Source organism: Paenibacillus xinjiangensis, assembly GCF_059686975.1.
Window position 1 is genome coordinate 369,957 of record NZ_JCAALS010000002.1, and the last position, 12,672, is coordinate 382,628.

11 protein-coding genes are annotated in these 12,672 nt (G+C 47.0%); 8 read left to right on the forward strand and 3 right to left on the reverse strand.

All coding sequences use genetic code 11. The annotated features are described in order from the left end of the window. Positions 1-142 precede the first annotated feature (142 nt). Positions 143-1,567 carry a type I glutamate--ammonia ligase gene (gene glnA / locus AC6ESP_RS03785; RefSeq protein ID WP_497095337.1) on the forward strand — a complete coding sequence of 475 codons (1,425 nt, stop codon included), beginning with the start codon at positions 143-145 and terminating at the stop codon, positions 1,565-1,567. A 76-nt stretch (positions 1,568-1,643) separates the two neighbouring features. On the opposite strand, the gene thpR is transcribed toward glnA, so the two are convergent. After that, entirely contained in the window at positions 1,644-2,228 is a 585-nt protein-coding gene (gene thpR, locus AC6ESP_RS03790; RefSeq protein ID WP_497095338.1) for an RNA 2',3'-cyclic phosphodiesterase, read from the reverse strand. 137 nt (positions 2,229-2,365) lie between these two features. On the opposite strand from thpR, the gene serC reads away from it, so the two are divergent. Further along, positions 2,366-3,451: a 3-phosphoserine/phosphohydroxythreonine transaminase gene (gene serC, locus AC6ESP_RS03795; RefSeq protein WP_497095339.1), complete on the forward strand. Its 1,086-nt coding sequence runs from the start codon at positions 2,366-2,368 to the stop codon at positions 3,449-3,451. A 93-nt stretch (positions 3,452-3,544) separates the two neighbouring features. On the opposite strand, the gene AC6ESP_RS03800 is transcribed toward serC, so the two are convergent. Next, positions 3,545-4,261 (reverse strand): response regulator transcription factor, encoded by a 717-nt coding sequence (locus AC6ESP_RS03800; protein WP_497095340.1) that lies wholly within the window; start codon positions 4,259-4,261, stop codon positions 3,545-3,547. A gap of 160 nt (positions 4,262-4,421) precedes the next feature. Between AC6ESP_RS03800 and trmL the strand changes: the two genes are divergently transcribed. From trmL to AC6ESP_RS03815, 3 genes are all read left to right on the forward strand, one after another. Further along, a complete protein-coding gene (gene trmL / locus AC6ESP_RS03805; RefSeq protein ID WP_497095341.1) occupies positions 4,422-4,886 on the forward strand; it encodes a tRNA (uridine(34)/cytosine(34)/5-carboxymethylaminomethyluridine(34)-2'-O)-methyltransferase TrmL in 465 nt (154 codons plus the stop codon). Positions 4,887-5,005: 119 nt separating this feature from the next. Then, a complete protein-coding gene (locus AC6ESP_RS03810; RefSeq protein WP_497095342.1) occupies positions 5,006-5,254 on the forward strand; it encodes an AbrB/MazE/SpoVT family DNA-binding domain-containing protein in 249 nt (82 codons plus the stop codon). Positions 5,255-5,656: 402 nt separating this feature from the next. Further along, entirely contained in the window at positions 5,657-6,853 is a 1,197-nt protein-coding gene (locus AC6ESP_RS03815; protein ID WP_497095343.1) for an aminotransferase-like domain-containing protein, read from the forward strand. Between the two features lie 20 nt (positions 6,854-6,873). On the opposite strand, the gene AC6ESP_RS03820 is transcribed toward AC6ESP_RS03815, so the two are convergent. Beyond that, on the reverse strand, positions 6,874-7,614 hold the full coding sequence (locus AC6ESP_RS03820) for a DUF2161 family putative PD-(D/E)XK-type phosphodiesterase (protein ID WP_497095344.1): 741 nt from the start codon (positions 7,612-7,614) through the stop codon (positions 6,874-6,876). Between the two features lie 219 nt (positions 7,615-7,833). Here AC6ESP_RS03820 and AC6ESP_RS03825 point away from each other — a divergent pair, with 219 nt between their 5' ends. The 3 genes from AC6ESP_RS03825 (at position 7,834) to AC6ESP_RS03835 (ending at position 12,650) form a co-directional block, all read left to right on the forward strand. Further along, entirely contained in the window at positions 7,834-9,729 is a 1,896-nt protein-coding gene (locus AC6ESP_RS03825) for a PrkA family serine protein kinase (protein ID WP_497095345.1), read from the forward strand. A 225-nt stretch (positions 9,730-9,954) separates the two neighbouring features. Then, entirely contained in the window at positions 9,955-10,956 is a 1,002-nt protein-coding gene (locus tag AC6ESP_RS03830) for a protoglobin domain-containing protein (protein WP_497095346.1), read from the forward strand. A 236-nt stretch (positions 10,957-11,192) separates the two neighbouring features. Further along, positions 11,193-12,650, forward strand: a complete 1,458-nt coding sequence (locus AC6ESP_RS03835) for a circularly permuted type 2 ATP-grasp protein (protein ID WP_497095347.1) — start codon at positions 11,193-11,195, stop codon at positions 12,648-12,650. Positions 12,651-12,672: the final 22 nt, after the last annotated feature.

A 12,672-nucleotide genomic window follows, 5' to 3' on the forward strand; every position in this document is an offset into this window, starting at 1 on the left:
CTTACATAGCGATAAAAAATACCTGACATAACTATTGACGATGCCAAATCGTAGTTTTATAATTACCTCATAGTTTAGAACGAAAAATTGAACAATAACTGTTCACAACTAAGCAAATGTTCGGAAATGGAGGAAATATCTGATGTCAGTTCAAAACGTTTTGGACAATATTAAAGAAAACAGCATTCAGTTTGTAGATTTCCGCTTCGTGGATCTATTCGGTCATGCGCACCACATTACTCTTCCTTCGACAGAAGTCGACAGTGACACTTTCGTAAATGGTGTAGCTTTCGATGGTTCATCGATCCCAGGTTTCCGTGGTATCGAGGAATCTGATATGGTAATGATGCCTGATACGAACTCTGTATTCATCGATCCATTCACTGATCACCCAACTCTAAACATTATGTGTAACATTCATACGCCGGACGGCGAGCGCTATGAGCGCGATCCGCGCAGCATCGCTCAAAAGGCTGAAGAATATTTGCAAACTACTGGTGTAGGTACAGCAGCATTCTTCGCACCAGAATCCGAGTTCTTCATTTTCGACGAAGTTCGTTATGAGAGCACAATGAACTCTTCCAGCTATTTCGTAGATTCGGAAGAAGCTGGCTGGAACACGAACCGCAAAGAAGAAGGCGGTAACCTTGGATTTAAAGTTCCTGTTAAAGGCGGTTACGTGCCAGTAGCTCCGGTTGACTCCCAACAAGACATCCGTAGTGAAATGGTTCGCCTGATGCAAGAAGCTGGCCTTCGCATTGAGCGTCATCACCATGAGGTTGCTACAGCTGGTCAAGCTGAAATCAACTTCCGTTTTGACACTTTGACTAAAACAGCTGATAATCTTCTTCTCTACAAATATATCGTTGCTAACACAGCTCGCCAATATGGCAAAGTTGCAACATTCATGCCAAAACCATTGTTTGGTGACAACGGTTCAGGTATGCACGTTCACTCTTCCATCTTCAATGGTGACACTCCGTTGTTCTATGAAAAAGGCAACTATGGTAACCTGAGTGAACTGGCTATGCACTACATTGGCGGTATCTTGTACCATGCACCAGCACTGATCGCTTTGACTAACCCGAGCACGAACTCGTTCAAACGTCTTGTGCCTGGATACGAAGCGCCAGTTAACTTGGTATTCTCCAAAGGTAACCGTTCCGCTGCAGTACGTATTCCAATTGCATCTGTAACTCCTAAAGGCTGCCGTATCGAATTCCGTACACCGGATTCCACAGCTAACCCTTACCTTGCATTCGCAGCAATGCTGCTTGCAGGCTTGGATGGCATCAAGCGCAAGCTTGATCCAGTTGCACTGGGCTACGGTCCTTTCGACAAAAACATTTACGAATTGCCAGAAGAAGAGAAAAAAGAAATCCGCAGCGTACCTGGTACACTCGACGAAGCGCTTAGCGCTCTTGAGGCTGATTCCGAGTTCTTGACTGAAGGCGGCGTGTTCACGGAAGATTTCATTGCTAACTACGTTGCATTCAAACGTAATGAAGCAAAAGCAGTATCGATTCGTGTTCACCCACATGAATACAGCCTTTATTTCGATTGCTAATTATAAGAATGAAGCGAGTTCCTTCGGGAGCTCGCTTTTTTGCGTGTGTGGAATTTGCTAATTTGCAGCATAATACTTAGGGCGTGATTGGCAAAGAGCGTGAGATCAGCTCCTCATACATAGGGGTATGCCCCAGACGAGTTCTATATAACACAAGCCTGTCGACAGTGAAGGTCGTCGATTGCTGTCTGAATGACTCAGAAGCTAGGTCCAGCAATTGTGATGAGCAGGGTTGCAGGCCTACGTACTTACGCGCAATGGTCACATGGGGTGTGAAGGGCCTTGTCTCAGGTGTGTAGCCGATCAGGTCTGATAGAGCAGAACTCAGCGTCTGATGGAGCCCATTAAGCTCCTCCTTGTCACCGCCCAGCTTCGCCCACAGTACGGAGGGGTGCTCTTCTCTGCCGAAATAAGCCAGACCGTCTAGATGGAGCACTAGTCTTCTTGATTGGAAAGCTGCTCTTTCTAAAGCTTTCTCTATTGCGTCCAAAGAGGATAAGGAGATGTCACCAATGAAGTGAAGAGTGATATGCCAATCTTCGGGATGAACGAATTTCTGGAAGGGGATTTCTTGCTGCCATGCCCCTAAATACCTATTTAATAGCGTTCTTGCCCCTTCTGGTAGGGGCAAAGCTGCGAAAACACGAATGTTATTCATCATAAAAACATTCTCCGTTCGACTTTTTGTCAATAAACGATGCTAAACATACTTGAAGCTTGCCTCCAAACTTGCTATCATAAACGATATCATGTGAGATAAACCTCGGATGTAACAAAATCAAAAGGTGGTTAACGGAGATGAAACGAGCATTTAATTTCAATGCAGGACCGGCCGCTTTACCGCTTGAAGTGCTGGAGCAGGCACAAGAGCAATTTGTTGAATATCAAGGCGCGGGCATGTCCATAATGGAAATGTCGCACCGGAGCGCTCTATATGAGCAAGTGAATAATGAGACACAAGCGCTTATGCGTGAATTGTTCGGAGTTCCTGATAACTATCACGTCCTCTTCCTACAAGGCGGTGCAAGCACACAATTCGCCATGATGCCTATGAACTTGCTTCGTCCTGGTCGTCCAGGCGCTTACGTAATGAGTGGCAACTGGGCTGAGAAGGCCGTTAAGGAAGCGAAGCTAATCGGTGAGACTGTTATTGCCGCTTCATCGGAGAGCGATTCATTCAAGCGTATGCCAAGCCTGAGCGATATTACAGTGCCGGACAATGCCGCGTATCTCCACCTTACATCTAATGAAACGATTGGCGGAACACAATTCGCGGAGTTCCCAACTACAGGCAGCATTCCCCTGGTAGCAGATATGTCCAGCGATATTTTGTGCCGACCGGTTGATGTTAGTAATTTCGGTCTGATCTATGCAGGCGCTCAAAAAAATCTTGGACCATCTGGCGTAACCGTTGTTATTGTTCGTGATGATATTGTTGCCGAAAGTCCGAAGACGATTCCTGCTATTTTCCGTTATGATACACATGCGAAGAACAGCTCGCTCTATAACACACCGCCATCATTCTCGGTATACATGATGAACTTGGTGTTGAAATGGATTCAAGGCAAGGGCGGCGTTGCTCAAATCGAGCAATACAACCGTGACAAAACCAACCTGATCTATGACACGATTGATCAAAGCGGCGGGTTCTATAAAGGCTTTGCTGAGAAGGGCAGCCGTTCCCTGATGAACATTACTTTCCGAATTAATAACGAAGAGCTTGAGAAGCAGTTCATCAAGGAATCAGAGCAGCAAGGATTCGTTGGGCTCAAAGGTCATCGCGATGTTGGCGGCCTGCGTGCTTCGACATATAATGCAGTACCGCTGGAGAGCTGCAAGGCACTGACTGAGTTTATGACAGATTTCCAGCGTCGGAACGGCTAACGCGGTCTAGCTTTTCAGTTGATGAATAAAGAAGACCGCCCATTCCTCTATAGGAAGGGCGGTCTTTCCATGTTATCTATTCTTATGATGGGGTTAAGCTAATGAGGAATCTAACACATGAGGACCATGAAGCTTATAACCGACATTACGGACTGTCATAATATATTCAGGCGTTCTTGCGTTCTTCTCAATCTTATCGCGCAGATGGCTGATATGGACATCTACAATGCGAGTGTCTCCGAGGAAATGATAATCCCAGACACCATGCAGCAGCTGCTGGCGGCTTAGTACCTTTCCTTTGTGCTTGCATAGGAATAGCAGCAGCTCGAATTCCTTCGGGGTCAGCTCAATGCCTTTGCCGTCAACGAGCACTTCTCGCTGCTCGGCGCGTACAGTAAGCCTGCCGATGTCGAATATAGTCGTTTCCACTAACCCTGGAAGAGCTTGAATCCGGCGGAAAATAGCTTGTATGCGTGAGATTAGCTCTTGCGGACTGAAAGGCTTAGTCATGTAGTCATCCGCGCCATTATCAAGTCCTGTGATTTTATCGGTAACATCCTGCAGAGCCGTAAGCATGACGATCGGTACTGCGTTGTTCTGCTTGCGAAGCTCTCGGCATACTTGAATGCCATCCATCTTCGGAAGCATGAGATCTAATACGATTAAGTCAGGCCGGAAAGGCTTCAACATATCAAATACGGCTTCACCATCACTTACACATCTTACTTCATAGCCGGCGAGCTTCAAATTGAATTCGATCAGCATGGAGATGGAGGGCTCGTCGTCGACGATCAATATTTTCTTTTTCATAAATTAGATTCTCCTTTGCCTCCTAATGATAGCCCTATTATGACGAAGAACGTTCATGGCGGTATTAAGGGTACGTTAAGCGAATGTAAAAATTACCCTAGATGTGCGGTTAAATAGTAATTCATGTATAATAGTCAAGGATGGAAGAGGTGAAGTAGAAATGGCATTTCATATTGTACTAGTGGAACCGGAGATACCGGCTAATACCGGTAACATCGCCCGGACATGCGCGGCGACAGGGGCGCATCTGCATTTGGTTCGTCCTTTGGGCTTCCAGACGGATGATCGTACACTGAAGCGTGCTGGACTAGATTATTGGCACGCCGTGCATGTGGAGTATCATGACTCTTTCCAGGAGCTGCTCGATTCGAATCCGAATGGGCGTTTTTTCTATGCAAGTACGAGGGCTAAAAAGCAGTATACGGAGTTTCAATTCGAGGATGGCGATTTTTTTGTATTCGGCAAAGAAACGAAAGGCCTTCCTCAAGAGCTCATTGATGCTAACCTCGATACCTGCTTGAAAATGCCGATGACTGATGCTGTAAGATCACTAAATCTATCAAATTCGGCAGCTATCATTGTATATGAGGCACTTAGACAAAACCAGTTCCCTGGGCTTCGATAATTGCAGGATACTAAGATTATGAGGTCCGGGGAAGGAATTGCCCGATTACCATCGAAACACTATTAATGCAAAGGTTTCACAGCGGGCTTGCAAAACTAGACACAGGAGAGGTGAAAACGATGAAACCAGCAGGAGTAGTACGTAAAGTGGATCAACTAGGAAGAATTGTTCTCCCTAAATCGTTGCGGAAACGTTACCAGATGAACGAAGGAGATCCTGTAGAAATTTTGGTGCAGGGTGATCATATTATTTTGGAGCGTTACCGTCCAAGATGTGTGTTCTGTGGTTCTATGGAAGAAGTACGCGAATTCAAAGAGCGTTATGTATGTGGACAATGCATGAGCGATATGAATCAAATTCGCCATTAAATCATACAAGCCATAATAGGTTCGTACATGAACGAAATGAAGCTTCCTGCAAGGGCGCCCGAGCGCTCTTGACAAGAAGCTTCATTTGTTTTGTTTGGCATTAGAGGCCTTTTGTCTTATCATCGTTGTAAGCTGCCGTGAACATAGCTGTCAGGAACAAAACAAAGACCGAAAGTACAATAATCATCGTAATGGACATTGTGAAGACACCTCCGATTAAACCACTAATATGATTATACCCAACGTGAGACAAAAAGAAAACTTTAAAAGTTGTGAATGAACGGTTAACTTTACAAAGAAACAATAAAAGCGCTTGCGCAATGGGTATTTTCTATGCAAAAATTATTAAATTAAAGGTTTTTATTGAATGAAGGCCATTTATGCTTAGGAGGAATAGTAGCAATGGATTATCGGTTCTCATCAAGAGTTGCCCAGACCAAAACATCAGCTGTAAGGGATATTCTGAAGCTGACGCAGGGGAAAGATATGATCTCTTTCGCGGGAGGGCTTCCTGCTGAGGAGCTGTTCCCTGTACAAGCTGTGCGTGAAGCAGCTGACCGCGTATTCACCGCAGGTGCAAGCGCGCTGCAATACGGTCTTACCGAAGGATATTTGCCGCTTCGTGAGCAGCTGTGTGTAAGGATGGCGCAAAAAGGGATGAATGTTCAGCCAGAGGAAATGATCCTTACAACAGGCTCGCAGCAATCCATAAGCCTGCTGGTTCAGGTATTGACTGAGCCAGGCGACACCATCCTTGTAGAGAAGCCTACCTATTTGGCTTGCTTGCAAGTATTTGAAATTCATGGCTTGAATGTTATAGCGGCAGAGAGTGATGAGCATGGCATCATTCCTGAGGATGCAGAGCGTCTTATTAAGCTGCACAAGCCCAAGCTTATGTATGCAGTCCCTACCTTCGGCAACCCAACAGGCAAGGTGTGGAGCCTCGAGAGAAGACAGCAGCTGCTGGAGCTATGCATAGCTAATGGAATGCCCATTATAGAAGATGATCCTTACGGTGAAATTAAATTTGATCAGAGCGAGAACTTCCCTACCCTCTTCGCGCTGGATGGTGCGATTGGCAGTGGAGCAGTTATTTATACGAGCACCTTCTCCAAGACGGTAGCGCCAGCTCTTCGATCAGGTTGGGCAATCGGGAATGAATTGGTTATCCAGATGATGGCGAAGGCGAAGCAAGCGGCAGATCTGCAATCCAGCACGATCGACCAGCAAATTCTGAGCCAGCTGCTCGGCAGCTTCCCTCTGGATGACCATATTAAGGTCATCTCAGATTCCTATGGAACACGAATGCGTGAGATGCAGTCCTTGCTTCAGCAGCAAGCTATTGAGGGCTTGAGCTGGATCGAGCCCAAAGGCGGAATGTTCCTGTGGGCAGAGCTGCCAGAGGGACTTGATGCAGAAGCGCTGCTCAAGGTAGCTGTTACGAAAGGTGTGGCATTCGTGCCAGGCAGCTCTTTCTATGCTTATGATCCGAAGCGGAATACTGCTCGTCTGAACTTCACGCACAATAAAGGCGTTAGGACAATTCAAGGGGTGGAGCGACTGGCGGAGGCCATTCGTGAATTTACCGCTCGCAGCTAAGACTTGAGGGCAGATTAGAATTAGTCCTTGTTGTCCGTATTCAATAAAGGAACCGTTAATGTCCACTCTGCAATGACTTCCCTATACTCGGTTAGGGCAGCGACCCCTGCGGGCAGTAATTGATAGCTACCGCGCTTCACCCGCTCGAACCAGCCGTAATAGTTGCTGCGCAGCATATCGCCGCTTTTGGAATAGCCGGTAATAGCGGACACCTTGCTTGGCGAGAGTGGACCAGACATATGAATGGCATAGGCGCAGCGCAATGCTTTCTCGCGATAAGCAGTAACAAGCTTGCGGCCCGTGCTGCCACCAACGTTATAATCTCCGCTTCGTTCGCGGAATTCCTGAAGCAGGCGTGCCTGCTTCTTTTTTTTGGTTCCACGCCGCGGCTCTTCTCCAGGCTCGCAGAGCATCTCAATCATAGGCGCCTTCGTCTTGAAGAAGGTGACCGTCATGAGTCCAAGCCCAAGCATCCGGCATAGCTCCGTAATATCTCCGAAGCGCTGATTATGTGCGCCGCTCTTCTTGCGGTTGCGTTCTACAGCCAGCACAACGTGATGATTTATTCGAAGACGTTCAATCCCTTGCAGCAGTAAGGCGAGGGTGAATGTTTTTTTCATTTCGACAACAACTGCATCGCTTCCGTCCGGCTTGATGGCCACCAGATCACAGTGAAGCACTTCGCCTTTAACCGCGAAGCCACGCTGTTCGTAGTACGTTTTTATCGGGCCGTACAGCTCCTCTTCCTTGTTGATTGCCACGACTCTCCCTCGCTTTCTTCTACCTATTATAGCAAAGGATTGTTCACGCTTGTCGCAATTTGCTGGATTGCAGACTAAAATAGTGGTCAATTTCCTTAAGGACTAAGCATAGAAATGTAATACCTCAAAAAAAGTTGGTCCCACTCGATAGATTGTCTAGAGAAAATCCCGGGCGGAGTAAAAATTGCGGATTGCGGAAGCGATGGGAGGAGGCACGGTATGGACATTTTCAAGCGAATATCGGAGTATCAGACAGAGGGCGAAAAGCTTGCCTGGACAGGAACATTCAAGGAATACGTTGAGCAATTGAGGGAAGACCCGGCGCCGGCAATGACAGCGCATGCGCGCGTCTATGAGATGATTGAGTCATTCGGAGTAGTAGACAGCAATGGGAATAAGAAGTATAAGTTTTTCGATCAGGAAATATTCGGGCTTGATCGCGCCGTAGAAAAGCTCGTTGAAGAATATTTTCACTCTGCGGCAAGGAGACTGGATGTAAGAAAACGTATATTGCTGCTGATGGGTCCTGTGAGCGGTGGTAAATCTACCATTGTAACCATGATCAAAAAAGGTCTGGAGCGCTTCTCTAGAACGCCTCGAGGCGCTGTGTATGCGATTAAAGGCTGCCCGATGCATGAAGATCCGCTGCATCTGATCCCTCATGAGCTTCGTGTTGAGATTGAGAAAGAGCTGGATGTGCGGATTGAAGGCAATCTATGCCCATCCTGCCAGATGAGGCTTCAGACGGAGTACGGCGGCAACATTGAGAATGTTACCGTCGAGCGGGTATTCATCTCAGAGGACAATCGCGTCGGGATTGGCACATTCAGCCCTTCCGATCCAAAGTCGCAGGATATTGCTGATCTGACGGGAAGCATCGATTTCTCTACCATTACGGAGTACGGCTCGGAATCCGATCCGCGTGCTTATCGATTCGATGGTGAGCTGAACAAGGCGAACAGAGGGCTGATGGAGTTCCAGGAGATGCTGAAATGTGATGAGAAGTTTCTATGGAATCTGCTCTCGCTGACGCAAGAGGGGAATTTCAAGGCCGGTAGGTTCGCGTTAATATCAGCGGATGAGCTCATCATTGCCCATACGAATGAAACCGAGTACAAATCATTCATAAGCAACAAGAAGAATGAAGCCCTCCAGTCCAGGATGATTGTGATGCCGATTCCTTATAACCTGAAGGTTTCTGAGGAAGAGAAAATCTATACGAAGCTTATTGCACAGAGCGACATGAAGCATATTCACATTGCACCGCATGCACTGCGGGCGGCAGCTATCTTCTCCATACTTACGCGCCTCAAAGAAACGAAGAAGCAAGGCATGGATCTGGTCAAAAAGATGAGAATGTACGATGGAGAAGAGGTTGAGGGCTTCAAGGAAGCTGACCTCAAGGAAATGCAAAATGAATACATCGAGGAAGGGATGTCTGGGATCGACCCGAGGTATGTCATTAACCGGATATCGAGCGCGCTCATCAAGCAGGATATGCAGTGTATCAACGCGCTTGATGTACTGCGGGCATTGAAGGAGGGTCTTGACCAGCATCCATCGATCACGAAGGAAGAACGGGAGAGGTATTTGAACTTCATCTCAGTCGCTCGCAAAGAGTATGACGGGCTGGCGAAGAAGGAAATTCAGAAGGCCTTCGTCTATTCCTTCGAGGAGTCTGCGCGTACGCTGTTCGAGAATTATCTCGACAATATCGAATCCTACTGCAATTGGTCCAAAATCAAGGACCCGCTTACTGGCGAGGAGATGGACCCCGATGAGCGTCTAATGCGGTCGATTGAAGAGCAGATAGGCGTCTCGGAAAATGCGAAGAAGGCATTCCGGGAAGAAATACTGATCCGCATATCCTCCTATTCGCGCAAAGGGAAGAAATTCGACTTTACGAGCCATGAACGGCTGCGGGAGGCGGTTGAGAAGAAGCTGTTCACCGATCTTAAGGATATTGTGAAGATTACGACCTCAACCAAGACGCCAGATGAGAGCCAGCTTAAGCGTATTAATGAAGTAACGAAGAGGCTGATGGATGAGCATGGCTATTGCCCAGTATGCTCCAACGAGCTGCTGCGTTATGTGGGAAGCTTATTGAACAGGTGATGTAAGCAGATTTAACAGGAATGGCAGTGCTAGGAGCTACCCCAGCGCTGCCATTTCTTTGTGCGTGAGCATCAGTAATTGTAGGAAGATTCGGGTATGTAAGCAGCAGCTTTACAATTATTTGTGTCATTTGGGTTCGGAGGCCAAATAATAGTTAAAATTTGTAGTGAACTGACGATATAATAAGAATACATATTGTAACTACAGCTTAGGGGGATTAATACCATGATTCATGTATCTGCAGAAAGACAGGTTCAATTAGACTATACATTAATAACAGAAATAGACTTGAAGCGCCTTGCGGAATGCCGACCAATCTTCGAAAAGGTAGTCGAAGAGGTTGTAGATAGGTTCTATGAGAGCATTGGCCAGCACACAGAGCTTGTCGAGCTAATAGAGAGGGTCAGCAATATTGATCGCTTGAAGGAGACACAAAGAGTGTATTGGCTGTCGCTCGCAGAGGGAGTAATCGACGAGTCCTTTATCGAGAATCGGATTAAAATAGGACATGTTCATTCTCGTATAGGTTTAACCACTGATTGGTACCTAGGTACTTATATGACTTACTTGGATATAGCGGCGTCTGTGATGCAGAGGGTAATTCCAGAGAAATGGACAGGCGTTCTGCACTCTCTCTCCAAAATGTTTAATCTGGATTCCCAGCTCGTGCTGGAAGCCTACAATCAGCGTGAGCAAGCCCGGGTTCAAGAGCTGGCTGATGATCGCGCTACTATGCTAACTACGGTTACAGATGCTGTACAGAAGCTTGCGGGCTTAATGGTGGAGCTGGACGAGGGAGCACAGTCAATTGCGCAGACGGCTATCTCCACATCTCAATCACAGGATAAGGCACATGGACTGCTGGAGGAGCTTCAGACGGACCTGGACAACGTGACAGAGATGGGGACGTTAATACGCGGCATTTCGGATCAAACGCATTTGCTCGGTTTGAATGCAGCTATTGAAGCGGCAAGAGCAGGCGAGCATGGAAGAGGCTTCGAGGTCGTCGCTAATGAAGTGCGTAAGCTCGCCGCTTCATCTCGCAGAGCATTAGAAACGATACAGGCTAACCTGGACGAAATTGAGAAAAAGGTAAAAGCGGTGCGCAAGGAATCGGAACAGACATCATCGGAAGCGCGTAATCAGGCTGCCCGTTCGCAGGAGCTCGCTGTATTCGTCCATATGGTCGATAATGTTGCGAAAGATTTGCGCCAGTTGAATACATAACAAGAGAAAAGGCATATGATATAAAGCAGGGTTTCTTCGCCAGCGCAGAAGCCCTGCTTTTATGCTATATAAGTTGACACGTAAATCTGGATTTAGTATGATTGCACTAACATATTTTTACTTTAATCGCTAAATTGAAGTAAGGTTAACTGACGTTGATATAACACATATATATCTTATGTCAGTTTGGGGGTATCTAAACAGGATGTAGTGCCATCATGGAGGAGGCGGTTGTCATGTCGACGGCCAAACAGTCGCAGTCGCATTTTTATGATTCGCAATCATTTTACGACGAAATGTTCGAGAAGGACTTTTCTGTTCGCCCACACTATGATAGTGTGCATCGCTTATTCGCGCGGATCAAATCATCTGAATTAACGATGCGACAACACGCCCTGAATCAGAGAATGCTGGAGGAAGGCATTACGTTCACCCTGTATAGTGCTAATCAGAGCGAGCCTCTAGAGCGAACGATTCCATTCGATTATATTCCTCGTGTCATCCCCAAGCACGAATGGGAAGCCGTCGATCGCGGCGTTCGTCAGCGCATTCGCGCGCTTAATGCTTTTACTCATGATATCTATCACGGGCAGCGCATTGTGTCTGATGGCGTAATACCAAGACGTATGATTGTATCCAATACTTATTTCCGTCCAGAAATGGTTGGATTAGATGTGCCTGGAGGCGTTTATATTACAGCTTCCGGCATAGACTTAATTAGAGACGAGAAAGGCCGTTATTATGTGCTCGAGGATAATCTCCGTTCTCCTTCCGGGTTCTCGTATTTGTTCAAAGGCCGCACACTGATGAGCGAGCTATTCCACGATTTATATTTATCCTCTTCCGTTCAAAGTATTGACCGAAGTCTGAATTATTTCCTAAGCTCACTTCGCTTCCTTGCTCCGAATGGCAAACGCGATCCGCTAATCGTATTGCTCAGCCCGGGCTCCTTCAATTCGGCTTATTATGAGCATACCTTTCTCGCCCAGCAGATGGGTATACACTTAGTTGAAGGCCGGGACCTTGTGTACAAGGACCATAAAATCTATTTGCGTGATTTGCGCGGTCTTCGTCAGGTTGACGTAATCTATCGGCGCATCGACGATGATTTTCTTGATCCTCTGGCGTTCCAGCCGGACTCTCTGTTAGGTGTTCCAGGGCTCATGAATGCTTATCGCGCGGGCAATGTCGCAATCGCGAATGCTCCAGGAACGGGTGTAGCGGACGATAAGGCAGTGTATGCCTATGTGCCGGATATGATTCGTTATTATCTTGGAGAAGAGCCGATTCTGCACAATGTACCAACTTACATTTTATCGCGTAAGGAGGAGCGGGATTACGTGCTTGATCATCTCGAGCAGCTAGTTGTGAAGGAAACATCACTGTCAGGCGGCTATGGTATGCTGATTGGTCCAAGTGCGACCCCGAAAGAAATTAGCGCATTCGCCGAAGCGATCAAGAAGGAACCGGAACGCTATATTGCGCAGACGACAATGAAGCTGTCACGTGCTCCAGTTATGGTGGATGGTGTAATGTCTCCTCGCCATATTGATCTGCGGGCATTCGCTCTTATGGGAGAAGAGACGCATGTCATACCAGGCGGGCTGACAAGGGTCGCAATGAACGAAGGCTCGTTGGTCGTCAATTCCTCGCAAGGCGGTGGAGTCAAAGACACATGGGTGCTTAACCGATGAGTTAGCCCTCTCTTGAGGGTCA